Annotated in this window: 23 protein-coding genes; 12 read left to right on the forward strand and 11 right to left on the reverse strand. The window is 70.1% G+C overall.

Features of this window, described 5'->3' with window-relative positions; translation table 11 throughout:
* The 6 genes from argG to R2J76_RS16695 are packed head-to-tail and all read right to left on the reverse strand — an operon-like array spanning position 1 to position 6,601.
* On the reverse strand, positions 1-1,188 hold the full coding sequence (gene argG / locus R2J76_RS16670; protein ID WP_316412770.1) for an argininosuccinate synthase: 1,188 nt from the start codon (positions 1,186-1,188) through the stop codon (positions 1-3).
* Entirely contained in the window at positions 1,185-2,519 is a 1,335-nt protein-coding gene (locus R2J76_RS16675) for a lyase family protein (RefSeq protein WP_316412771.1), read from the reverse strand. Before R2J76_RS16675 ends, argG begins: the two co-directional genes overlap by 4 nt.
* Positions 2,512-3,561: a M20/M25/M40 family metallo-hydrolase gene (locus tag R2J76_RS16680; RefSeq protein ID WP_394366846.1), complete on the reverse strand. Its 1,050-nt coding sequence runs from the start codon at positions 3,559-3,561 to the stop codon at positions 2,512-2,514. Before R2J76_RS16680 ends, R2J76_RS16675 begins: the two co-directional genes overlap by 8 nt.
* The gene (gene argB / locus R2J76_RS16685; RefSeq protein WP_316412773.1) at positions 3,561-4,436 is read right to left on the reverse strand and encodes an acetylglutamate kinase; all 876 of its coding nucleotides are present in this window, start codon (positions 4,434-4,436) and stop codon (positions 3,561-3,563) included. The genes R2J76_RS16680 and argB overlap by 1 nt, the downstream gene beginning before the upstream one ends.
* Before the next feature lie 3 nt (positions 4,437-4,439).
* Complete coding sequence (locus R2J76_RS16690; RefSeq protein ID WP_316412774.1) at positions 4,440-5,432, reverse strand: N-acetylornithine carbamoyltransferase; 993 nt, start codon at positions 5,430-5,432, stop codon at positions 4,440-4,442.
* Positions 5,429-6,601: an aspartate aminotransferase family protein gene (locus R2J76_RS16695; protein WP_316412775.1), complete on the reverse strand. Its 1,173-nt coding sequence runs from the start codon at positions 6,599-6,601 to the stop codon at positions 5,429-5,431. The genes R2J76_RS16690 and R2J76_RS16695 overlap by 4 nt, the downstream gene beginning before the upstream one ends.
* 144 nt (positions 6,602-6,745) lie before the next feature.
* On the opposite strand from R2J76_RS16695, the gene R2J76_RS16700 reads away from it, so the two are divergent.
* The 9 genes from R2J76_RS16700 (at position 6,746) to R2J76_RS16740 (ending at position 13,966) form a co-directional block, all read left to right on the forward strand.
* On the forward strand, positions 6,746-7,171 hold the full coding sequence (locus tag R2J76_RS16700; RefSeq protein ID WP_316412776.1) for an arginine repressor: 426 nt from the start codon (positions 6,746-6,748) through the stop codon (positions 7,169-7,171).
* Positions 7,172-7,332: 161 nt separating this feature from the next.
* Positions 7,333-7,725 (forward strand): large conductance mechanosensitive channel protein MscL, encoded by a 393-nt coding sequence (gene mscL, locus R2J76_RS16705; protein WP_316412777.1) that lies wholly within the window; start codon positions 7,333-7,335, stop codon positions 7,723-7,725.
* A gap of 93 nt (positions 7,726-7,818) precedes the next feature.
* A complete protein-coding gene (locus R2J76_RS16710) occupies positions 7,819-8,814 on the forward strand; it encodes a nucleotidyl transferase family protein (protein ID WP_316412778.1) in 996 nt (331 codons plus the stop codon).
* Between the two features lie 3 nt (positions 8,815-8,817).
* Positions 8,818-9,081 (forward strand): citrate lyase acyl carrier protein, encoded by a 264-nt coding sequence (gene citD / locus R2J76_RS16715; RefSeq protein ID WP_316412779.1) that lies wholly within the window; start codon positions 8,818-8,820, stop codon positions 9,079-9,081.
* Positions 9,082-9,083: 2 nt separating this feature from the next.
* Complete coding sequence (locus R2J76_RS16720; protein ID WP_316412780.1) at positions 9,084-9,554, forward strand: PPC domain-containing DNA-binding protein; 471 nt, start codon at positions 9,084-9,086, stop codon at positions 9,552-9,554.
* A 9-nt stretch (positions 9,555-9,563) separates the two neighbouring features.
* Positions 9,564-10,475: an HpcH/HpaI aldolase/citrate lyase family protein gene (locus R2J76_RS16725; RefSeq protein WP_316412781.1), complete on the forward strand. Its 912-nt coding sequence runs from the start codon at positions 9,564-9,566 to the stop codon at positions 10,473-10,475.
* The gene (citF, locus tag R2J76_RS16730) at positions 10,462-12,000 is read left to right on the forward strand and encodes a citrate lyase subunit alpha (protein WP_316412782.1); all 1,539 of its coding nucleotides are present in this window, start codon (positions 10,462-10,464) and stop codon (positions 11,998-12,000) included. Before R2J76_RS16725 ends, citF begins: the two co-directional genes overlap by 14 nt.
* On the forward strand, positions 11,993-13,267 hold the full coding sequence (locus tag R2J76_RS16735) for a triphosphoribosyl-dephospho-CoA synthase (protein ID WP_316412783.1): 1,275 nt from the start codon (positions 11,993-11,995) through the stop codon (positions 13,265-13,267). The genes citF and R2J76_RS16735 overlap by 8 nt, the downstream gene beginning before the upstream one ends.
* 165 nt (positions 13,268-13,432) lie before the next feature.
* Positions 13,433-13,966: a hypothetical protein gene (locus R2J76_RS16740; RefSeq protein WP_316412784.1), complete on the forward strand. Its 534-nt coding sequence runs from the start codon at positions 13,433-13,435 to the stop codon at positions 13,964-13,966.
* On the opposite strand, the gene R2J76_RS16745 is transcribed toward R2J76_RS16740, so the two are convergent.
* Together R2J76_RS16745 and R2J76_RS16750 are read right to left on the reverse strand one after the other, a co-directional pair.
* Entirely contained in the window at positions 13,953-14,378 is a 426-nt protein-coding gene (locus tag R2J76_RS16745; RefSeq protein ID WP_316412785.1) for a hypothetical protein, read from the reverse strand. The genes R2J76_RS16740 and R2J76_RS16745 overlap by 14 nt on opposite strands.
* A 189-nt stretch (positions 14,379-14,567) precedes the next feature.
* Positions 14,568-15,437: a 1,4-dihydroxy-2-naphthoate polyprenyltransferase gene (locus R2J76_RS16750; protein ID WP_316412786.1), complete on the reverse strand. Its 870-nt coding sequence runs from the start codon at positions 15,435-15,437 to the stop codon at positions 14,568-14,570.
* 78 nt (positions 15,438-15,515) lie between these two features.
* Between R2J76_RS16750 and R2J76_RS16755 the strand changes: the two genes are divergently transcribed.
* The 3 genes from R2J76_RS16755 to R2J76_RS16765 all read left to right on the forward strand — a co-directional run bounded on the left by R2J76_RS16755 (position 15,516) and on the right by R2J76_RS16765 (position 19,378).
* Complete coding sequence (locus tag R2J76_RS16755) at positions 15,516-16,883, forward strand: C1 family peptidase (RefSeq protein ID WP_316412787.1); 1,368 nt, start codon at positions 15,516-15,518, stop codon at positions 16,881-16,883.
* Positions 16,884-17,008: 125 nt separating this feature from the next.
* Positions 17,009-18,169 (forward strand): cytochrome-c peroxidase, encoded by a 1,161-nt coding sequence (locus tag R2J76_RS16760; protein WP_316412788.1) that lies wholly within the window; start codon positions 17,009-17,011, stop codon positions 18,167-18,169.
* 9 nt (positions 18,170-18,178) lie between these two features.
* Entirely contained in the window at positions 18,179-19,378 is a 1,200-nt protein-coding gene (locus tag R2J76_RS16765) for a porin family protein (RefSeq protein ID WP_316412789.1), read from the forward strand.
* A gap of 464 nt (positions 19,379-19,842) precedes the next feature.
* Here R2J76_RS16765 and R2J76_RS16770 read toward each other — a convergent pair whose 3' ends face one another.
* From R2J76_RS16770 to R2J76_RS16780, 3 genes are all read right to left on the reverse strand, one after another.
* The gene (locus R2J76_RS16770) at positions 19,843-20,313 is read right to left on the reverse strand and encodes a thioredoxin family protein (protein WP_316412790.1); all 471 of its coding nucleotides are present in this window, start codon (positions 20,311-20,313) and stop codon (positions 19,843-19,845) included.
* A gap of 27 nt (positions 20,314-20,340) precedes the next feature.
* Entirely contained in the window at positions 20,341-20,805 is a 465-nt protein-coding gene (locus tag R2J76_RS16775; protein WP_316412791.1) for an ExbD/TolR family protein, read from the reverse strand.
* A gap of 126 nt (positions 20,806-20,931) precedes the next feature.
* Positions 20,932-21,234, reverse strand: coding sequence for an MTH1187 family thiamine-binding protein (locus R2J76_RS16780; RefSeq protein WP_316412792.1), 303 nt, complete (start codon positions 21,232-21,234; stop codon positions 20,932-20,934).
* Between the last annotated feature and the right edge of the window lie 85 nt (positions 21,235-21,319).

A 21,319-nucleotide genomic window follows, 5' to 3' on the forward strand; every position in this document is an offset into this window, starting at 1 on the left:
TCATCCCTTGGCCTTGAGGGCGATCATCTGGGGCACGCCGAAGATGTGCGCGAAGCCCGCGGCCTCGGCGCCGGTCCAGAGCCGCGTGCTCTCGCCGTAGCTGGCCATGTCCGGGCGCACGAGGCTCCGCGGGGACTTCACCCCCTGCACCGCGAAGGCCCGGGGGCGCAGCTCCAGGCGCACGTCGCCGGTCACCGCCTCCTGGGTGGAGGCCAGGAAGGCCTCCAGGTCCCGGCAGACCGGATCGAAGAAGTGCCCCTCGTGCAGGAGGCTGCCGTAGAGGTTGCCCAGGGACTCCTTCCAGAAGAGCTGCTTGCCGGTGAGGACGAGCTTCTCCAGCTCCCGGTGGGCGGTGATGACCAGGTGGGCCCCGGGGGCCTCGAAGGCCACCCGGCCCTTGATGCCCAGGATGGTGTCGCCCAGGTGGATGCCCCGGCCGATGCCGTAGGTGCTGCCCAGGGCGTTGAGGGCCTGGATCACCCCCACGGGCCCCAGCTCCGCGCCGTCCAGGGACGCGGGGACGCCCCGGCTGAACCCCAGCACCAGGGTGCGGGCCGGGGTCAGGGGATCCACCTCGCCGCCCGGGTAGGCGTGCTCGGGCAGGTTCTGCCAGGGGTCCAGGGTCTCCTTGCCGCCGATGCTGGTGCCCCACATGCCCTCGTTGACGCTGTAGGACTCCACCTTCTCGGGGAAGGGGAAGCCCCGCTCGGCCAGGTACGACCTCTCCTCGGCGCGGCTGGGGGCCAGCTCCCGGATGGGGGCCAGGAGGGCCAGGTCCGGCGCCAGGGCCCGGAAGGCAACGTCGAAGCGCACCTGGTCGTTGCCGGCGCCGGTGGAGCCGTGGGCCAGGGCCGTGGCCTGGATGTCCCGGGCGTGGGCCACCACCCGCCGGGCCTGGCAGACCCGCTCGGCGCTCACGGACAGGGGGTAGAGCCCGCCACGCAGGACGTTGCCCGCCACCAGGTGGCGCAGGTAGTCCTGGAAGAGCTCCTCCCGGGCGTCGAGGGTGGCGTGGGAGGCCGATCCCAGCTTGGCGGCCATGCCCTCGATGCGCTCCAGCTCGGCCGGGGAGAACCCGCCGGTGTCCACGGTGACGGTGTGCACCTCGTGCCCCAGGGACTTGAGGTACAGGACGCAGTACGAGGTGTCGAGACCCCCGGAGAAGGCGAGAAGGACGCGGTGGCTCATTGGGCACCCCAGGCGAAAAGTTGTTCGTAGGTTGTTTTAAGGAAGGCGCGGCGCTCCTTGATCCAGGAGGCGGAGGAGGCCAGGGATTCGGCGGTGCGCTCCAGCCCCAGCCGCACGGGGACGGCGGATTCGGGCCGGAAGGTGCCGTCCTGGATCTCCCGGGCCACCTGGCCGTAGGCGTCCCGGAAGGGCTGGCCCTCCGCGGCGAGGCGGCAGGCCCGGGCCGCGGCGTGGAGCTCCTGGGTGATGGCGCCGGCGCAGGCCTCCCGGTCCACCTTGAGGCCGGGCAGGAGCCGGGAGGTGATGCGGAAGAGCTCCTCCCCCTTGTCCAGCAGTTCCACGAAGGGGGCCTTCAGGAGCTGGTGGTCCCGGTGGTAGCTGGAGGGGAGCCCCCCCGCCAGGTGGCCCAGGAGGCCCGCCAGGCCCCGCAGCTCCCGGCAGCGGGCCCGGGCCAGCTCCAGGGCGTCGGGATTGCGCTTCTGGGGCATGAGGCTGCTGCCCGTGGTGAAGGCGTCGGGCAGCGCGACGAAGCCGAAGGCCTCGGTGCTGTAGAGGTTCAGGTCCCAGAGGGCCTTCTCCAGGGTGCCGGCGGCGGACACGACCCAGGCCGCCAGGGCCTGTTCGTACCGGCCCCGGCTGTTCATGACGTCCATGGGGCTGTTCTGCACCCGGCTGAAGCCCAGGAGGGACGCGCTCAGGCCCCGGTCCACGGCCACCGGGGCCCCGAAGCCCGCGGCGGCGCCCAGGGGGCACCGGTCCAGCCGCCCCCACAGGGCCGGCAGGGCCTCCAGCTCCTCCAGCAGGCCTTCGGCGAAGGCCGCGGCCCACATGCCCCAGGTGGCGGGCATGGCCTTGCGCAGGTGGGTGAAGCCCGGCAGGGGCGTCGCCTCCTCCCGCTCGGCCAGGTCCAGGAAGGCCCGGGCCGCGGCGTGCATGGCCGCGCCCAGGTCCAGGGCCCGATCCCGCATGTGCAGGCGCAGGGCCGTGGCCACCTGGTCGTTGCGGGAGCGGGCCAGGTGGATGCGCCGGCCGGTCTCCCCCAGGCGCCGCTCCAGGGCGTGCTCCAGGGCGGTGTGGCCGTCCTCCTCCTCCGGGAGGATCACCAGCTCGCCCCGCAGGGCCTCCTGGCGCAGTCCGGCCAGGGCGCCCACCAGGGCCCGGGCCTCGGCTTCGGCCAGGAACCCGGTTTCCCCCAGCATGCGGGCATGGGCGGCGCTGCCGGCGGCGTCGCTGGCCAGCAGGTGGAGGTCCGTTTCGGGGTCCGCCCCGACGGTGAACCGGTGCAGTTCCTCGTCCAGGGGCAGGTCCTTGGCCCAAAGGGGTCTAGACATGGCAGGCCTCCCGCGCGTACTCCCGCGCCAGGGCGGCGTAGAAGCGGATGCCCGCCTCCAGTTCGGCCAGGGAGATCCATTCGTCGGGGCGGTGGCTGCGGTGGGTGTCGCCGGGCCCGGCCTTCACGGCGGGGAGGTGGGCCAGGAAGGCCCAGTCCGAGGCCGTGGCCGATCCCCGGGGGGCCTTGCGGCCCGAGGCGGCCAGGGCGGCCTTCACGACGGGTTCGGAGGGGTCGGTGGCCACGGCCCCGTAGCGCATGGAATGCACGGCCACCTCGCTCTCCAGTTCCAGGGCGATGCGGTCGGCGGTGGCCTGGTGGTCCAGGTTGGGCGTGGTGCGCAGGTCCACGAAGAATTCGCAGGCGTCGGGCACCTGGTTGCGGGCCCTGCCCCCCTGCACCTGGGTCACCTGGGCCCGGGTCTCGCCCAGGAGCGCGTGGGGTTCGAAGGTCATGGCCGCGAGCCGCTGGATGTCCCGGGCGGCCTTGTGGATGGCGTTCTCGCCCAGGGGGCTGTGGGCCACGTGGGCGGCCTCCCCCCGGGAGGTGCAGCGCAGGATGAGCATGCCCCGCTGGGCGGCGCAGATCTCCAGCCCGGTGGGCTCCCCCACCACGGCCGCGTCCAGGGGGCCCAGGTCCGGCAGCACCTCCCGGATGCCCTTGCCCCCCACCTCCTCGCCCTCGGTGAAGGCGAACACGGCCCGGGCGCCCTTGAGGTCCCGGAGCTCCAGGGCCGCCAGGATCATGGCCGTGACGCAGCCCTTGGCGTCGTTGGCGCCCAGGCCCGTGAGGCGGTCGCCGTTCCAGGAGGGGGTGAAGGGATCGCTGCTCCAGCCGTCGCAGGGGGGCACGGTGTCCAGGTGGCTGGCGAAGAGGATCCGGGGTCCTCCGGTGCCCACCTCGAACCAGAGGCTGTTGCCCGTGCGGCGCACCTCGAGGCCCTCGGCGCCCAGCAGGGCCGCCACGTGGTCGGCCAGGGCCTGCTCGGCGTGGGACACGCTGGGGATGGCCACCAGGGATTCCAGCAGGGCCGCGGGGGTCATCATGGGGCCACCTCGTTCCGGTCGGCGACCAGCATGGTGCCGCTGCCCTCGTTGGTGAACACCTCGGCCAGGATGGCGTCGGGGCGGCTTCCCGACACCAGGTGCACGCTCTTGACCCCGCCCTGCAGGGCCCGGCGGGCCGCGGTGATCTTGGGCTTCATGCCGTCCTTGATGGCCCCCTCCAGCTCCTTGAGGGTCTCCAGGTCGGCCAGGGGCACCAGGCTGGTGGGCTCCGCCACGTCCCGCAGGAGCCCCGGCACCTTCAGGATGAAGAACAGCTTCTCCACCCCCAGGGCGGAGGCGATCTCCGCGGCGATGGTGTCGGCGTTGGTGTTGAGCACCTGGCCTTCGGCGGTGGCGGAGAAGGGCGCCACCACGGGGACGTAGCCGCCGTCCAGGAGGTGCCGGAGCACCGCCGGGTCCACGGCCTCCACGTCGCCCACGAGCCCGTAGTCCACCTCGGCCACGGGGCGCTTGTGGGACCTGACGAGGCCGGCGTCCTGGCCCGAAAGGCCCACCGCCGGAAGCCCGGCGACCTCGAGGGAGGCCAGCAGGTCCATCTGGATGCGGCCCTTGAAGGCCATCTTCGCGGCGTCCAGCACCGGGGCCGAGGTGACCCGCCGGCCCGCGACCTTGGTGGTCTCCAGGCCCAGCTCGCCGCAGAGCGCGTCCAGCCCCGCGCCGCCGCCGTGGACGATGACGATCGGGATGGAGAAGCTCCAGAGCAGGGCCAGCTGGGTGCACACGGCCTTGCGCAGGGCGGGATCCTCCAGGATCTCGCCGCCGAGCTTGACCACGAAGGGCCGGCCGCGGAATTTCCGCACGTACTTGGCGGCGTTGTGCAGGGCGTCGAAGGGATTCGCGGAACGTACCATTGTCTAGGCCTCCAGAAGCCACTGCACCAGGGACCGCTGCACGTGGAAGCGGTTCTCCGCCTCGTCCACGACCCGGCTCCAGGGGCCGTCCAGGACGCCGTCGGCCACTTCCACGTTGCGGCGCACGGGAAGGCAGTGCATGAAGATCGCGTCCTTCGCGGCCTTGCCCATGAGTTCCGGGGAGCAGATCCAGTCGGGGTGGTCCTTGACGGCCTCGGCCTTGAGGCCGCCCGCGGTGCTGGGCCCCCAGGCCTTGGCGTACACCACGCGGCTGCCGGCGGCGGCCTCCCCCTGGTCCTTCGTCAACGACACGCTGCCGCCCGAAGCCTTGGCCAGGGCCTGGGCCTGGGCCAGCACCTCGCCCTGGAGCTCGAAGCCCTCGGGGTGGGCCACGCGCACCTCGCAGCCCGCGGCGGCGGCGGTGAGCAGGAAGCTGTTGGGCACGGCCTTGGGCAGGGGCTTGATGTGGGGGGCCCAGGTGAGGGTCACGGGCAGGCCCTGGGTGGAACCGAAGGTCTCCCGGGCCGTCATGAGGTCGGCCAGCCCCTGGCAGGGGTGCTCCCGGGCGCTCTCCATGCTGAGGGTGGGCACGGTGGAATAGTTCCGGAAGCCGTTCATGACGGGATCCGCGTGGTCCTCCTCGTCGCTGGCCCCCGCGGCGAAGGTGCGCACGGCGAGCAGGTCCACGTAGCGGGCCAGGACGGGCGCGGCCTCCTTGATGTGCTCGGCCCGGTCCCCGTCCATGATGGCCCCGATCCGGTCCTCCAGCTTCCACACGCCGTTGCCCACCTCCAGCACGATGGCCGAACCGCCGCCCCGGGCCATGACGGCCTCGAAGGAGGCGCGGGTGCGCAGGCTGGGGTTGAAGAAGACCATGCCCAGGATCCTGTCCACCAGGTGCTTGGGATGGGCCCCCGCCTTCCACTGGATGGCCCGGGCGAGGATCTCCTCGAGTCCTTCGATGCCGAAATCGCTGATGCCGGTGGCGTGTCTCATTTGGAATCTCCAGCGGGGAAGGTGCGGATGGCTTCGGCCAGGGCGTCCACGGCGGCCCGGGTCAGGTTGAGGGGGGGCATGAGGCGCAGCGCGTCGGGATCGCCGCTGCCGCCCACGAGGATGTGCTTATCCTGGAGGTGGGCCTTGAGCTGCTTGGCCCGGCCGGGCACCACCAGCCCCAGGAGCAGCCCCGAGCCCCGCACCTCCGTGACGCAGGTGCCCGCCACGGCCTCCCGGATTTCCCGCTCCCGCTCGAAGACGTTCTGCAGGAGCCCCTCCTGGCGGATCACCGTGAGGGTGGCCAGGAGCGCGGCGCAGGCCAGGGGCCCGCCCCCGAAGGTGCTGCCCAGGTCCCCGGGCTTCACCGAAGCCGCGGCCTCGGCCGAGAGGAGCAGCGCCCCCATGGGAACGCCCGAGGCCAGCCCCTTGGCGGAGGTGATCATGTCGGGCCGCACCCCGTGGAGGCCCGCGGCGAAGGGGTGCCCCAGGCGGCCCATGCCGGTCTGCACCTCGTCGTAGATGAGCATGGCGCCCGCGGCCTTCGTCTTCTCCCGCACCTTGACCATGAAGGGGGCCGAAGCGGGGCGGATGCCCGACATGCTCTGGATGGGCTCCATGATCACGCCGGCCACGCCGGAGAAATCGGCGGCCTCCAGGGCCTCCACGTCGTTCCAGGGGAGCCGCAGGCAGGGCGCCAGGAGGGGCTCGTAGGGCCGGGTGATGGCGGGATCGTCCGTGACGGACAGGGCCAGGGTGGAGCGCCCGTGCCATCCGCCCTGGAAGGCCGCGAAGGTGTGCCTCCCCGTGAGCCGGCAGGCCATCTTCAGGGCGTTCTCGTTGGCCTCGGCGCCGCTGTTGCAGAAGAAGATGGAGGCCATGCCCGCGTCCCGGCCGGATTCGGCGAAGTCCAGCAGGGCCTTGGCGGCCCGGGACCGCACCGGCAGTTCCGCGGCGGTGCTGTAGAAGATCAGCTCCCGGGCCTGCACCGCGATGGCCTCCGCCACCAGGGGGTGCGCATGCCCCGTGCTGGCCACGCAGTGGCCGCCGTAGAAGTCCCAGTAGCTCCTTCCCAGGGGATCGAAGACCCGGTCGCGCTCGCCGCGCAGCAGGGGGAAGGGGAACGGGGTGTAGGTGGGGAGGAGGGCGGGGGGCTGCAAATTTGCGGTCATGGGCTGCAAAAACACGGGAATACCGGTCACGTAATGCAAATTGTGCACTCGTCCCCGAGGGGGGTCAAGCGAAAAAACCTGCGCCTTTCCTGTGAATTTCGCGCAACGAATTCGGCAAGGCCTCTTGCAAATTTGTGCAAATTAATGCAAATTGTCCCCATGAACCTGGACGAGGCCATCCTCCGCCACCTTTCCCGCCTGGACATCACCGAACAGGGCGACCTTCTGGAGCTGCTCCGCAGGGACGGCTTCGACCTGACCCTCTCCACCCTCTCCCGGCACATGAAGAAGCTGGGCGTCCGCAAGGAGGAGGGCCGCTACCGCCGCGCCGCCCCCGCCCTGGCCCCCTCCCACCCCTACACCCTCCAGAAGATCCCCCCCACCCTCCTCATCCTCAAGACGACCCCCGGCTACGCCCAGGCCATGGCCCTGGCCCTGGACCAGGCCGGCCTGCCCGCCCTGGCCGGCACCCTGGCCGGGGACGACACGATCTTCGCGGCCCCGGTGAGCGCCAACATGCTGGATCGATTGGAGATCGAAGTGCGCGAGCGGCTGCTCCGGGGGCTCTGACCCGCCCGGTTGGTGCTTTGTCTTCACAGCAGGTAAACTGCTTCCACCTTAAGCACGCCTACTCCCCCACGCGGTTCCCGCCGGAACCCCCGGCGGCCTTCCCGAAGGGGTTCCCCCCCGCGCCGGGCGCCCGCCGCCCGGTCCCATCCAAGGAGCAGAGCATGTCCCTCATCCAGGAATTCAAGGCCTTCGTGGCCAAGGGCAACGTGGTGGACCTGGCCGTGGCCGTGGTGGTCGGCGGCGCCTTCGGGGAGATCGTCAAGGCCTTCGTGAGCGGCATCGTGATGCCCCTGGTGAGCTACGTGCTGCCGGCCAACATGGTCTGGGAGCAGTGGGCCATCGGCAAGCTGCGCATCGGCGTCGTGCTGGGGGCGACCCTGAATTTCCTCATCATCGCCGGGGTGGTCTTCCTCTTCCTCGTGAAGCTGGTGGGCACCCTCATGAAGAAGAAGGAGGAGCCCGCGGCCCCCACCACCAAGCCCTGCCCCCAGTGCCTGGAAACCATTCCTCTGGCGGCTAAACGTTGCAAGTTCTGCACTAGCCAGGTCGACTGACCGCTCCGTGACGGATGCCACAAATAGAAGACTGTAAGGTAGTTGAAAGGCCGCCGGCGCCATAATGCGGGCGGACCATTCACGGAGCACGTCTTGTTCGACCAGCCTACGGAACGCGAGGCCCAGGAGCTCATCGAGTCCCTGGGCCTGCGTTTCGAGCCGGGGGTGGACGACTGGGCGGGCTTCTACGACAACGGGCGCCTCGCGGCCTGCGGCGCCCGCAAGGGCTATGTCCTCAAGATGCTGGCCATCGCCCCGGAGTTCCAGGGCACGGACACCCTGGGCGCCCTGGTGACCCGCCTCATCCTGTCGGGCCTGGCCGCGGGCCACGAGACCCTCTTCCTGTTCACCCGCCCCCAGACCGCCTCCACCTTCGAGGCCCTGAACTTCCGGATCCTGGCCACCCACGGCACCGCCGCGCTCCTGGAGCACGGCCCCGGCTTCGAGGCCTACCTGGCCGCCCACCCCGCGGCCCCCGGCCGCAACGGCGCCATCGTCCTCAATGGCAACCCCTTCACCCTGGGCCACCTCCACCTGGCGGAACACGCGGCGCGGCAGGTGGACCGCCTCTACCTCTTCGTGGTGAGCGAGGACTGCTCCGTCTTCCCCTTCGCGGCGCGCCTGGCCATGGCCCGGGCCGCCACGGCCCACCTCCCCAACGTCACCGTCCTGGAGACCTCCCGGTACGCCGTGTCCGCGGGCACCTTCCCCGCCTACTTCCTCAAGCGCCGGGACGAGGCCGCCCTGGCCCAGATGCGGCTGGACCTGGATCTCTTCGCCGGGCGCATCGCCCCGGCCTTCTCCATCCTCCGGCGCTTCGCGGGGGACGAGCCCCTGTGCCCGGCGACCCGGGCCTACAACGAGGCCATGGCCGAGGTCCTGCCCGGCGACGGTGTCGCCGTGTCCATCCTGCCCCGCTTCGAGGCCGGCGGCGCCCCGGTGAGCGCCACCCGGGTGCGCGAGGCCTTCGCGGCCGGCGACTTCCAGCGCCTCGCGGCCCTGGTGCCGCCCTCCACCCTCCAGTTCCTCCGATCCGACGAAGCCCGGCCCATCGCCGGGCGCCTCCGCAGCCCCTTGAAGGGAGCCTAATCCATGCCGATCCTACGCAAATCCACCGCGGGCACCATGCAGTCCAGCGATCTCATGGTCGTGGTGGAGCCCGCCCCCACCCTCCAGATCGAAATCGAATCCACCGTGAAGAAGCAGTTCGAGCACCTGATCCGGTCCCGCATCGAGGCCACCCTCCAGGACCTGGGCGTGACCTCCGGCCACGTGCGCGTCTCGGACCGGGGCGCCCTGGACTACGCCATCGCGGCCCGGGTGGAAACCGCCGTTCACCGAGCTTCCCAGGAGTAGTCATGGAAAAGGTATGGTCCCGCGAATGCGTCACAGGCCGGCGCTTCATCCTCAAGATCCAGCCGGGGGCGCGCATCGTCCCCACCCTCCTGGATTTCTGCAGCGCCCAGAACATCACCTTCGCGTCCATGGTCTCCGGCATCGGGTCGGTGCGTGACGTGGAGTTCAAGGACATCCAGACCGGGGCCCACCTGCCCCTCACCGAGCCCCGCACCCGCAAACACCGGGTGGAGGGCCCCCTGGAGATGCTGGGCCTTTCCGGCAACATCGCCCCCGGCGCCGACAAGAAGCTGGGAACCCAGTTCTACATCCTGGCCTCCAAGGCCGGCGGCGAGGTGGTGGGCGGCGCGCTGGTGGACGCCGAGGTGTTCGCCACCTGCGAGATCGTCCTGGCCGAGTACCTCGTGACGGGCATCGAACGCTACCACTCGGCTTCCAGCGGCGTGGACACCCTCTTCTTCGAAGAAAGGTAGGAGGACCCCATGCGACTCCGCCGCTCCCTGCTGTACGTCCCCGGCAACATGCCCGGGATGCTGCAGAACATCCCGGTCTTCGAGGCCGACGTGGTCATGATCGACCTGGAGGACGCCGTGCCCCTCCAGGAGAAGGACGCCGCGCGCCTCCTGGCCCGGAACTTCCTGCGCTCCTACACGGACCGCAACAAGGAGATGTTCGTCCGCATCAACGGGCTGGACACCCCCTACGCCCTGGACGACCTGCGCGAGATCCTGCCGGCCCTGCCCGACGGCATCCGCCTCCCCAAGGCCGACAACCCCGAAGTGGTGGAGAAGCTCGACACCCTCCTCACCGAGCAGGAGGAGCAGCTGGGCCTCGAGATCGGCCACTTCAAGATCATCCCCTCCATCGAGAGCGCCCAGGGCGTGCTCAATTCCGTGGCCACCGCGGTCAGCTCCCCGCGCCTGGTGGCCCTGGCCTTCGGGGCCGAGGACTTCACCGCCTCCATGGAGATCGACCGCACCAAGACCGGCGAGGAGCTCTTCTCCGCCCGCACCCAGATCGTCTGGGCCGCCAAGGCCGCCGGCCTCCAGGTCATCGACACCATCTTCCCCGACGTGAACGACATGGAGGCCCTCCGCACGGAGACGGCCCTCATCAAGCGCCTGGGCTTCACGGGCAAGTCCCTGGTGAACCCCCGGCAGATCGAGATCATCCACGAGGTGTTCCGCCCCTCCGCCAAGGAGATCGAGCACGCCCTGGAAGTGATGGACGCCATCAAGCGCGCCCGGGAGATGGGCACCGGCGTGATCTCCCTCAAGGGCAGGATGGTCGACGCCCCCGTCGTCACCCGCGCCGCCCGCGTCCTGAAGACGGCCATCGCCTTCGGGATGATCGACTTTGAACTGACCGACGAGGTGATCCATGGCGAAAAATAGCCTCGGGCGGGAGATCCCGGCCCTGTGGAGGGGCCGCGCCCTCGACCCCTACATCGATCCCTGGAGCCGCAAGCCCGAGGTGCTCCGGGCCACGCGGCCCCTGGTGCGCCGCCATCCCTCCGATTCCAAGCTCCTGCCCAGCCTGCGCGCCGCCCTGGAGAAGTGCGAGCTCCGCAACGGCATGAACATCTCCACCCACCACCACCTGCGCAACGGCGACCTGCTGCTGAACCTGCTGGTGAAGGAGATGGACGCCATGGGCCTCATGGACATGGGCATCGCCTCCAGCTCCGTGCACGACGTGCACGCCGAGATCATCCCCTACATCCGCAAGGGGGTCATCACCCGCATCGAGACCGGCGTCAACGGCCTCATCGCCCAGATGGTCAGCAAGGGCGAACTCAAGTGCGACATCATCGTGCGCAGCCACGGCGGCCGGGCCCGGTCCCTGGTGACCGGCGAAGTGGAGGTGGACGCCGCCTTCATCGCCGCCCCCTGCTGCGACGTCACCGGCAACATGAACGGCGTGCACGGCCCCTCCGCCTGCGGCTCCCTGGGCTACGCCTACACCGACGCCCGCTACGCCAAGAAGGTGGTGGCCGTCACCGACAACCTCGTGCGCTACCCCGCCGCGCCCATCAGCATCTCCCAGTCCGACGTGGACTACGTCGTCCAGATCGAGTCCCTGGGCGATCCCAAGAAGATCGTCTCCACCACCACCCGCGTCACCCGCGACCCCGCCGGGCTCCTCATCGCCAAGTACGCCGCCGAGGTCATCCACGCCTCCGGCCTGCTCAAGGACGGCTTCTCGTTCCAGACCGGCGCCGGCGGCACCTCCCTGGCCGTGGCCGACAACGTGCGCAGGCTCATGGCCGAGAACGGCGTCAAGGGCAGCTTCGGCTGCGGCGGCATCACCGGCTACTTCGTCGACATGCTCGAGGAAGGCTATTTCGAGACCCTCTTCGACGTGCAGTGCTTCGACAACAAGGCCGTGGACTCCATGCGCCGCAACCCCTGCCACCGGGAGATCTCGGCCGACCTCTACGCCAGCCCCTTCAACCGCGGGTGCGTGGCGAACATGCTGGACTGCGTCATCCTGGGCGCCACCGAGGTGGACGTGGACTTCAACGTCAACGTCAACACCGAGTCCAGCGGGTACCTGCTGCACAACACCGGCGGCCACTGCGACGTGGCCGCGGGCGCCAAGCTCGCCATCGTCGTGGCCCCCTCCATGCGCGGGCGGCTCCCGGTGGTGCGGGACGCGGTCACCACCGTCACCACCCCGGGGGAGACCGTGGACGTCATCGTCACCGAGCGCGGCATCTGCGTCTCGGACAAGCATCCCGACCTGGTGGCCGAACTGCGCCGGCGCAACCTTCCCGTGAAGGACATCCGCCAGTTCCACGAGGAGATCACCAAGGTCACCGGCAAGCCCCGGCCCGTGGAGTTCGAGGACGAGATCGTGGCGCTCGTGGAGTACCGGGACGGGTCCATCATCGACGTCATCCGGAAGGTCCATGAGTAGCCGTTTCCTGGACGCCCGGGACGAACGGGACCGGGAGCTCCACCGGGCCCTGGCCCAGTGCGGGGACGCGGCCTCCATCCTCTTCGTGGGATGCAACGTGCCGGGCCCCGCCAAGGCCCGCCCGGGCCTTTCGCGCCTGGCCCAGGGGGCCCTGGACGGCCTGGAGGTCCAGGCCGTCCATTCGGGCTTCGACGCCCTGGGGCCCTTCCACATCGCCTTTTCCGCCGGGGACCCGGTCCAGGTGAAGGCCGCCGCCGTGGCCCTGGAGGGCCTCACCCCCTCCGGCCGGCTCCTGGACATCGATGTGTACCGCCCCGACGGCACCCAGGTGGACCGGGCCTCCCTGGGCCTCCCCCAGCGCCCCTGCCTCCTCTGCGAGGAACCCGCGAGGGAGTGCATCCGCGCCGGGCGCCACGGCCAGGCCGAACTCCTGGCCAAGGTGGACGCCCTGCTCCACGAGCACGGCGCCCCCCAGCGGCTCCTGCCCGGGACCCTGGCCGCGACCCTCCACCTCGGCGCGATCCGCGAACTGGACCTGACCCCCAAGCCCGGCCTCGTGGACCGCCACGACGCCGGCTCCCACCCCGACCTGACGTACGAGGCCATGCGCGCCTCCGCGGACCTCCTCCCCCGGTACTTCGAGGATCTCCTGGCGCGCTTCGGCGAACGCCGCTCCCTCAACGAACTGAACCAGGCCGGCCGCGACGCCGAGGACCGCATGCTGCGCGAGATCGGCACCAACGCCCACAAGGGCTACATCTTCCTTTCCGGCCTGACCCTCCTGGCCGCGTGCCAGTGCAGGGGCCGCCTCGCCCAGCTCCGCCCTGCCATCATGGACCTGGCCGCGAAGTTCTTCGTGGCCTGCCCCCCCCAGGGCACCCATGGCGCCGATCTGCGGGCCCGCCAGGGTCTGGGCGGCATCCGGGCCGAGGCCCTGCAGGGCCTCCCCGCGGTCTTCGAGCACGGGTGGCCCGCCTACCGCAGGGCCCTGGAATCCGGCCTGGAGCCCCGCATCGCCGGGTTCCACCTCATGGCCGCCCTCATGGCCACCGTGGAGGACACCACCGCCGTGCGCCGCTGCGGCCCCGAAGGCCTCCAGCGCCTGCGCCAGGACGCCCAGGCCCTCCAGGAGCTCCTGGACCTGGGCCGGGACCCCGAGCCCTTCCTGGCGGCCCTCAACGAGGACTACCGCCGCATGAACCTCACCATGGGCGGCGTGGCGGACTGCATGGCCCTCACCTGGGCCCTGCACGCGGCCTCGGCCTGAGGCCCATTCCTTCGCTTGACAGAAATTATAAAAGTTTTATCTTTTTTCCGAACCTTTCGGCGGCCGCCCACCCTGGGCACGCCCCCCCCGGATCCTTCCTTCATCCTGGCCCATCCTGCGATGGCCAGGGATCCGGGTGGCCCCCTCATATCAAGGAGTTCTCCCATGAAAACCTCCGGCCGCCGTCTGCGGCACCTGGTATCGGCAATCACACTGGCGGCGGCCTCCACCCTCGCCCAGGCCGGGGATACCCCCTTCACCACCTACAGGACCATCTCCCTGGTGAACGGCTCCAAGCCCGTGGTGATCACGCTGAAGGGCGATTTCAAGGGCGAGATCCAGATCGGCACCCCGGAAAGGGATTCCAAGGTCCTGAAGACGCTGGCCAAGGCCGGCGATTCCTACACCTTCGGCCTCCTCGGGGCCCCGAGGAGCAATGACCGGAGCACCTTCCGGATCACCTTCAGCTTCCCGTCCAGCATCATGAACCCCGATTACAAGGTCCCCATGGAGTTCACCTCCGGCGGGAAGCTCACCAAACCCTTCACCTTCAGCGCCATGGTCAACAAGAAGGTCCTCGTCCTGAAGCCCGACGACAAGAGCCTCCCCCTGGACAAGGCCTCCATGTTCTACAAGGGCGAGGCCCTCTGGATCCGGGACACCAGCGGGGACGGGGATCCCATCGTCAGCTTCCAGTAGGCCGGCCGGCGGGTGGCTGAAATAGCTCCCCCACGGAAGGCCGGAGCAGGATCAGGAAGGTGAAAAGCCCAAGGGTGGTACTCACGGGATTGCACATCACGCACATCAGCCCCGCGATGACGAGGCAGACCTTGTGGTTCCTGCGCCGGCCCATGGAATAGCCGGAATAGGCGATGGCGGCCCCGAACAGCCATCCCGCGCCGACGGCCAACAGGCCCACCGCCATGAGCCCGAACCCGTACCCCGCGGGCGGGGGCGGGTTGTCCGTCCCGAGGAAGGGCCCCGCGCCGTGCAGGGAGGACCACCCGAGGTACACGTGGATCAGGAACAGCGAGGACAGGCCCCAGGTGGAACCGGCCGCGGCGTAATGGGCGATTTCCAGCCGCCTCAGGTGAACGAGATCCATGCTCATGGGTTTTCCGCACCGAAGGATGAACAACGAAAGCATCGCCCCGGAAGGAGCCCCCTCCAGGACGCGCCGCCCCGGGACGGGAGGAATCGGGCCCGTCACCTTGATATTAACAATTAGTAATTGATTCCCTGCGGAAGTATCGATCCGCCGGGTCCTTCCCGCAAGCCCAATCCATGGGCCGCCCCCCGCCTACAGGCTCAGCGCCAGCCCCAGCACCACCCCGTAGGCCAGTTCCAGCCCCCCGGTCCGCCGCAGCACCGGCAGCAGGTCCCTTCCTTCCGCGCCCCCCAGCACCGCCTTCAGCGGCGCCACCGCCAGGGGCGCCACCAGGAAGGTCAGGGCCGCCCAGGGGCGCCCGGGCACCACCGGCAGGAGGACCAGGGCCGCCGCGGCCACCAGGGCGCCGTAGAGGCGACGGGTCGCCCGGTCCCCCAGCTTCACGGCCAGGGTGCGCTTCCCGGAGGCGGCGTCGGTGGGGAGATCCCGGAGGTTGTTGGCCACCAGGATGGCGCAGGCCAGGGCGCCCACCCCCACCGAGGCGCACAGCGCGGGCAGGGAAAGGCGGCCGGCCTGGGCGAAGGTGGTGCCCAGCACGGCCACCAGCCCGAAGAACACGAACACGAACACTTCGCCCAGGGCCCGGTAGCCGTAGGGCCTGCGGCCGCCGGTGTAGAACCAGGCGGCGGGGATGCAGGCCGCGCCCACGGCCAGCAGCCACCAGGCCCCGCACAGGGCCACCAGCGCCAGGCCGGCCGCCGCGGCGCAGCCGAAGGCGCCCAGGGCCGCGGCCAGCACCGCCCGGGGGCGCGCGGCGCCCGAGCCGGTGAGGCGGAAGGGACCCACCCGGTGGGCGTCGGTGCCGCGGATCCCGTCGGAATAGTCGTTGGCGAAATTCACCCCGATCTGCAGGGCGAGGGCCACGGCCAGGGCCAGGAGGGCCCGGGGGGCGCTGGCGCCGTCCAGGGCGGCGGCGGCGCCGGTGCCCGCGGCCACGGGGGCCATGGCGGCCGGGAGGGTGAAGGGGCGTGCCCCCGAAACCCACTGTGCCGCCGTCGCCATGCCCGCCTCCCGGTCCCTCCATTGTGACGGAAGGCCGCGGCCCGGAACCGGCATAATGGAGCATCCCCAGGAGCGTCCATGTTCGCCAGGCTCTGCCTCCCTCTCCTTCTCGCCGCCCCTCTGCTCGCGCAGCCCATCACGTCCGAGCGCCTGGACCAGCTGGCCGCCTCCTGCCCCCAGGACGCCGGGTTCCGCGCCCTGCGCAACGCCCTGGCCCAGAACGACGGCCGCAAGCTGGCCGAGGACTGGTCCCGCATCACCGCCGTGGACGCCCACTTCACCAAGCGCATCGCCGACGAGCCCGTGGCCAACCAGATGGCCAGCGGCCGGTGCTGGATGTTCTCCTCCCTGAACCTGTTCCGGCGCACCGCCGCCGCCCACCTGGGCTGCGACACCGTGGAACTGAGCCAGAACTACCTCTTCTTCTACGACAAGCTGGAGAAGGCCAATCTCTTCCTGGACGCCATCGCCCGCACCCGGGGCACGGCCGCCACGGACCGGCGCGTGGAATTCCTCCTGGCCAGCCCCGTGCAGGAGGGCGGCAACTGGCAGGGCTTCGTGGACCTGGTGAAGAAGTACGGCGTCGTGCCCAAGGACGTCATGCCCGAGACCTTCAGCTCCTCCAATTCCGCGGCCCTGAACCAGGTGCTCTTCCTGCGCCTGAAGGTCGCGGGCGTGCGCATCCGCGCCGCCAAGGACGAGGCCGCCATCGAGGCCCTCAAGCTCCAGGCCATGAAGGACGTCTACCGCATCCTCGCCATGCACCTGGGCGTCCCCCCCACCCATTTCACCTGGCGCTACGTGGCCAAGGACAAGCAGCTCACCCCCCGCAAGGCCTGGACCCCCAAGGACTTCTTCAAGGAGGCCATCGGCGCCGACCTGGACGGCTTCGTGGCCCTCTACTCCATCCCCACCCTGCCCTTCCAGAAGAAGTACGAGATCGACCTGGACCGCGCCCTCGTGGACGGCCCCAACATGTTTTTCGTGAACTGCCCCCTGGAGGTCCTGAAGGAGGCCGCCAAGACCTGCATCCTCTCCGACCGCCTGGTGTGGTTCGGCGCCGACGTGAGCCAGGACATGCAGCGGGAGGAAGGCCTCCTCATGCCCGGCGTGCGCGATTTCACCTCCCTCTACGGCATGGACTTCGCCATGGACCGCCGGGAATGCTTCGAGAGCCGGCGCAGCGTGCCCAACCACAACATGGTCTTCACGGGCGTGGACATCGCCGACGGCAAGCCGGTGAAATGGCTGGTGGAGAACTCCTGGGGGGACAAGGGGGGCAAGAAGGGCTACTACACCATGATGGACGGCTGGTTCGACCACTTCGTCCAGGTGGTGGTGGTGCCCCGGGCCGTGGTGCCCAAGGCCGTGCTGGACCTCTTCGGCACCCCGGCGGAAGTGCTGCCGCCCTGGGATCCCATGATGTCCGCCCTCAACGTGGAGTAGGGAAAGGACCTCCCAAAAGGAGGTTGACAATTCATGGATGATGGTTGAGAATAAGTCTCGTTCTCAAATCCATGGCGTTCGACCGCCTCAACGCCCAACCCACGAACGGAAGACCGGGAGGTAGCATGTCTGCCCGCATTCGAAACGTCCGCCTCCTCGCCGGGGCCGGCCTGGCCCTGGGCCTGGCCTGTGGCAGCGCCGGGAGCCCCGGCCCGGGGGGCGGCCTCTCCCCCGCCGCCAGCCTGGGCGAGCAGATCTTCAAGGACACGTCGCTATCCGCCTCGGGCCTCCAGTCCTGCGCCACCTGCCACGTGGCGGAGGCGGGCCACGGCTCGGACAACGACCTGCCCGCCCAGCTGGGCGGCGCGGCCCTGAACCTCCAGGGCACCCGGCAATCCCCCACCATCCGCTACCTGGCCACCAACACGGGCTTCCACTACGACGCCGAGGGCACCCCCACGGGCGGGTTCTTCTGGGACGGCCGGGCGGAGACCCTGGCGGACCAGGCGGCGGGCCCCTTCCTCAATCCCCTGGAAATGGCCATGCCCAGCAAGGCGGCCGTGGTGGCCAAGCTGGCGGCGGCCCCCTACGCCGCGGCCTTCCGGGCCGCGTTCGGGGACGCCATCTTCACGGACGTGGAGCAGGCCTACCGCTGCATGACGCTGGCCCTCCAGCATTACCAGCGGGAGGACCGGGACTTCCAGCCCTTCAGCAGCAAGTTCGACGCCTTCCTGCGGGGCGGCGTCCGCCTCACCGATGCCGAGGCCCGGGGCATGGCCCTCTTCAACGATCCCCAGAAGGGCAATTGCGCCAGCTGCCATCCCTCCTCGGGCCCCCGCCCCCTCTTCACGGACTTCACCTACGACGCCCTGGGGGTCCCCCGCAACCCGGCCCTGTCCGCCAACGCCGATCCCGCGTACTTCGACCTGGGCCTGGGCGCCCGCCCGGAGATCGCCCGGCCGGACCTCTACGGCGCCTTCAAGGTGCCCACCCTGCGCAACGTGGCCCTGCGCAAGGCGCTCTTCCACAACGGGCGCTTCACCTCCCTCACGGACGCGGTGACCTTCTACGTGCAGCGGGACACCCACCCGGAGAAGTGGTACCCCACGGCGCCCGACGGCACGGTGATGAAGTTCGACGATCTGCCGGCGAAGTACCACGGGAACGTCAACGTCAAGGAAGTTCCCTACAACCGCCTGCCCGGCCAGGCGCCGGCCCTCACCGACGCCGAAGTCGACGACGTCGTGGCGTTCCTCAAAACCCTCACCGACGGCTACACCCGCTAAGGAGCCCCCATGAAAGCCCTCCACCTTCCCCTGCTCACCGCATGCCTCGCCCTGTCCCCCCTGCGCGCCCAGACCCCGCCCGAGGACCTCGCCAAGCGCGTGGACGCCCTCTCCCGCGAGCTCGAACGCGTCAAGGGCGAACTGGAGGCGAGGCCCGCCTCCGGCACCGTCCTGGGCGGCTACGGCGAGATCCAGTTCTCCCACTTCACCAAGGACGGCGCCAAGGACACCGCCGATCTGCGCCGCTTCGTGCTGGCCCTCACCCACCGCTTCGACGACCGCACCGAACTGGTGACGGAGCTGGAAGTGGAGCACGCGGTCAGCTCCTCCGACGACAAGGGCGAGGTGGAGATCGAGCAGGCCTACATCCAGCACCGCCTCTCCCCCACCTGGTCCCTGCGGGGCGGGCTCTTCCTGGTGCCCGCGGGCCTCCTCAACGAGCACCACGAGCCCACCGCCTACTACGGCGTGGAGCGCAACGCCGTGGAGACCGCCATCATCCCCAGCACCTGGCGGGAGGGGGGCCTCCAGGTGGTGGGCGCCTTCGACAACGGCATCCTGCTCCAGGCCGGCGTCTCCACCGGCTTCGATTTCTCCAAGTGGGACGCGGCCTCCACCGAGGGCGCCGAATCCCCCCTGGGCGCCGTGCACCAGGAGCTGTCCGGGGCCAAATCCCACGACCTCGCCGCCTTCGCCGCCCTGAACTGGCGGGGCCTCCCCGGCCTCCTCCTGGGGGGTTCCTGGTTCCACGCCAAGGGCGCCCAGGGCCAGCCCGCCATGCCCCCCATGGCCGCCACCCTCTGGGACGTCCACGCCCGCTGGACCCCCGGCCCCTTCGACCTGAGCGCCCTCTACGCCCGGGGCACCGTGGCGGACACCGCCGCCTTCAACCAGACCCGCGTGGGCAGCCCCACCCTGGTCCCCAGCCGCTTCGAGGGCTGGTACGGCCAGGCCGCGTGGCACCTGTGGTCCTCCGGATCGTACGCCCTGGCCCCCTTCGTCCGCTACGAATCCGTGAACACCGCCGCGGCCTTCGAGCCCCTGGCCCCCGCCTCCCTGACGCCCGAGGCCGCCCCGGCGGAGCGCATCTGGACCGCGGGCCTCACCTTCAACCTCAACCCCCACGTCGTCCTCAAGGCCGACCTCCGCCGCTTCCGGAACGACACCGCCCAGAACCGGGTGAACCTGGGGCTGGGGTGGGCGTTCTAGGGGGACGGCTTTGGTGGGGTGCGGGTCCCGGACCTTCGCCCCGGTTCGTTGACCCAGGCAAGCTGGGTCAACGCAAAGCTCGCACCTTGGGATTTTGAGGGGTGTTGCCACGCTCCGGCTTCGATGGCCGTGCTGGAAGAGCGTGGACGGAGTGGCTCTCCTGGGGGGCCTATGCCCCTTCGACACGCTTCAAGTGGTTTGAAGTGGAAGCCGGATCGCGCCGACGTTGATCTGTGAGGCGATTGAACCGATCAACGTCGGCGCCAACCGCCCTTCTCCCCCGACACTCGAAGCGTCCCCCCGAGCCATAGGCCCTCCCGGGGAGCCCCAAGATCGTGGCCCCCCCGCCTCCAACGGAGGACGAATGCGGCAGCACCCCTCCCCAGTCCACGGAAGGGCCCTTCCCGTAGGCGCAGCTTGCCTGCGCCTACGAACCGGAGCGAACGTCCGGGACACGGGCGATTCTAGGCTTTCCAGGCGTTGAGGAAGGCCAGCACCTTTTCGCGGCTGTACCCCTCGCCCTCTTCCAGCACGCCGGTGTCCTGGGAGTGGAGGAGCTTTCCGTCGGCGTCCAGGACGAAGAGGTGGGGGTAGCCGGGGACCTTGGGGAACTGGGCCAGGAACTTCTCGTTCTTGGCTTCCTTGCTGAAGTTCACCAGGACGAAGACGAAATGCTTGTCCCGCAGTTCCTTCACGTCCTTCTGGGCCTCCCAGAAGCCGTGGAGCAGGTGGCACCAGGAGCACCAGTTGCCGCCCACGTCCAGGATGATGCGCCGGCCGGATTTGCGGGCCTCGGCCTTGGCCAGTTCCAGGTCCTTGAAGCTGTCCCGGGCGGGGTCGAAGGGGCCGGCCTTGAGGGCCACCTTTGCCGGGGCCTTGGCGGCGAGGGGCGCGAGACTCGCGCAGAGGAGGAGGGAAAGCGTGAAGGCTCGCATCGTGGAACTCCTGGATGCCAAGTATAACTAGGTTGCCTTAAGCCGCGTCAGCGCCACCTTCACCGCCCCCCCATCCTCATCCTGGAACCCCGGCCGCGCCCGGGTTTCGCGGCGGGCCTGGTCGGAGGCCACGCGGATCTGGTCCAGCACCTGCACGGCGCGCTCGTGGGCGAGTTCCCCGTCCACCTTCAGGAAGACCCTGCGCAGGCCCAGGGGCTGGAGCATCACCACGGGCACCAGCCGCTCCCGCAGGGTCGCCAGGGTCACCTCCTCCCGCTGCAGGAAGAGCCGCCCTTCGCCATCCAGGGTCACCACCACGGGCACCTCGGGGCCCCGGTCCGGGGATGGCCCGGCGACGCGGGGCACGGCCACGTCCAGGGCCCGGGAGAGCCCGGGCACCAGGACGATGAAGACGATGAGGAGCACCAGGACGATATCGATCAGGGGCGTGATGTTGATATCCGCCTTCGCGCTGGGGCGGCGCACGTTCATGGGGGCCTCCTGGGATTTGCCCAAAGGTCGGTCCCCTGCCCGCCCCGTCAAGGCGCGGGGGAATAAGTTACAACTTCCTGATTAATGGGAGCTTATTGGGGGTTTTGTCACCCGATCGTCACGGGGTCAATTCCCCAGGACCCGCTTCACGCTGGCCACCTTGTCGGCCATGGCCTGGGGGCGGTCGGAGCGGGTGCCCAGCTTGATGTCCGTGTGGATGCGGGGCACGCCCATGGCGTGGAGCCGCTCGTGGCAGGCGCGGATGGCGCCCATCACCGCGTCCCACTCCCCCTCGATGTTCGTGCCGTTGGCGTGCAGTTCGTACGTCAGGCCCGTACCCGCCAGGACCCGCTCCACCTCGGCGATGTGCCGGGAGAGGGAGACCCCCGCGCCCACCGGCACCACCGTGAAATCCACGATCACATGCATGATGCACCTCGCCCCCAGCATCCCACCGGGGACCCCGGGTACGCAACGCGGCGGCCCCCCCGTCGCCGGGAAGGGCCGCCGCCGC

The organism is Mesoterricola silvestris, from assembly GCF_030295405.1.
Classification (GTDB): domain Bacteria; phylum Acidobacteriota; class Holophagae; order Holophagales; family Holophagaceae; genus Mesoterricola; species Mesoterricola silvestris.

Excerpts from the sequence above, each read along its gene's own strand:
- argG (WP_316412770.1), bottom strand. The coding sequence starts at position 1,188 with ATGAGCCACCGCGTCCTTCTCGCCTTCTCCGGGGGTCTCGACACCTCG.
- R2J76_RS16675 (WP_316412771.1), bottom strand. The coding sequence starts at position 2,519 with ATGTCTAGACCCCTTTGGGCCAAGGACCTGCCCCTGGACGAGGAACTG.
- R2J76_RS16680 (WP_394366846.1), bottom strand. The coding sequence starts at position 3,561 with ATGACCCCCGCGGCCCTGCTGGAATCCCTGGTGGCCATCCCCAGCGTG.
- argB (WP_316412773.1), bottom strand. The coding sequence starts at position 4,436 with ATGGTACGTTCCGCGAATCCCTTCGACGCCCTGCACAACGCCGCCAAG.
- R2J76_RS16690 (WP_316412774.1), bottom strand. The coding sequence starts at position 5,432 with ATGAGACACGCCACCGGCATCAGCGATTTCGGCATCGAAGGACTCGAG.
- R2J76_RS16695 (WP_316412775.1), bottom strand. The coding sequence starts at position 6,601 with ATGACCGCAAATTTGCAGCCCCCCGCCCTCCTCCCCACCTACACCCCG.
- R2J76_RS16700 (WP_316412776.1), top strand. The coding sequence starts at position 6,746 with ATGCAAATTGTCCCCATGAACCTGGACGAGGCCATCCTCCGCCACCTT.
- mscL (WP_316412777.1), top strand. The coding sequence starts at position 7,333 with ATGTCCCTCATCCAGGAATTCAAGGCCTTCGTGGCCAAGGGCAACGTG.
- citD (WP_316412779.1), top strand. The coding sequence starts at position 8,818 with ATGCCGATCCTACGCAAATCCACCGCGGGCACCATGCAGTCCAGCGAT.
- R2J76_RS16720 (WP_316412780.1), top strand. The coding sequence starts at position 9,084 with ATGGAAAAGGTATGGTCCCGCGAATGCGTCACAGGCCGGCGCTTCATC.
- R2J76_RS16725 (WP_316412781.1), top strand. The coding sequence starts at position 9,564 with ATGCGACTCCGCCGCTCCCTGCTGTACGTCCCCGGCAACATGCCCGGG.
- citF (WP_316412782.1), top strand. The coding sequence starts at position 10,462 with ATGGCGAAAAATAGCCTCGGGCGGGAGATCCCGGCCCTGTGGAGGGGC.
- R2J76_RS16735 (WP_316412783.1), top strand. The coding sequence starts at position 11,993 with ATGAGTAGCCGTTTCCTGGACGCCCGGGACGAACGGGACCGGGAGCTC.
- R2J76_RS16740 (WP_316412784.1), top strand. The coding sequence starts at position 13,433 with ATGAAAACCTCCGGCCGCCGTCTGCGGCACCTGGTATCGGCAATCACA.
- R2J76_RS16745 (WP_316412785.1), bottom strand. The coding sequence starts at position 14,378 with ATGAGCATGGATCTCGTTCACCTGAGGCGGCTGGAAATCGCCCATTAC.
- R2J76_RS16750 (WP_316412786.1), bottom strand. The coding sequence starts at position 15,437 with ATGGCGACGGCGGCACAGTGGGTTTCGGGGGCACGCCCCTTCACCCTC.
- R2J76_RS16755 (WP_316412787.1), top strand. The coding sequence starts at position 15,516 with ATGTTCGCCAGGCTCTGCCTCCCTCTCCTTCTCGCCGCCCCTCTGCTC.
- R2J76_RS16760 (WP_316412788.1), top strand. The coding sequence starts at position 17,009 with ATGTCTGCCCGCATTCGAAACGTCCGCCTCCTCGCCGGGGCCGGCCTG.
- R2J76_RS16765 (WP_316412789.1), top strand. The coding sequence starts at position 18,179 with ATGAAAGCCCTCCACCTTCCCCTGCTCACCGCATGCCTCGCCCTGTCC.
- R2J76_RS16770 (WP_316412790.1), bottom strand. The coding sequence starts at position 20,313 with ATGCGAGCCTTCACGCTTTCCCTCCTCCTCTGCGCGAGTCTCGCGCCC.
- R2J76_RS16775 (WP_316412791.1), bottom strand. The coding sequence starts at position 20,805 with ATGAACGTGCGCCGCCCCAGCGCGAAGGCGGATATCAACATCACGCCC.
- R2J76_RS16780 (WP_316412792.1), bottom strand. The coding sequence starts at position 21,234 with ATGCATGTGATCGTGGATTTCACGGTGGTGCCGGTGGGCGCGGGGGTC.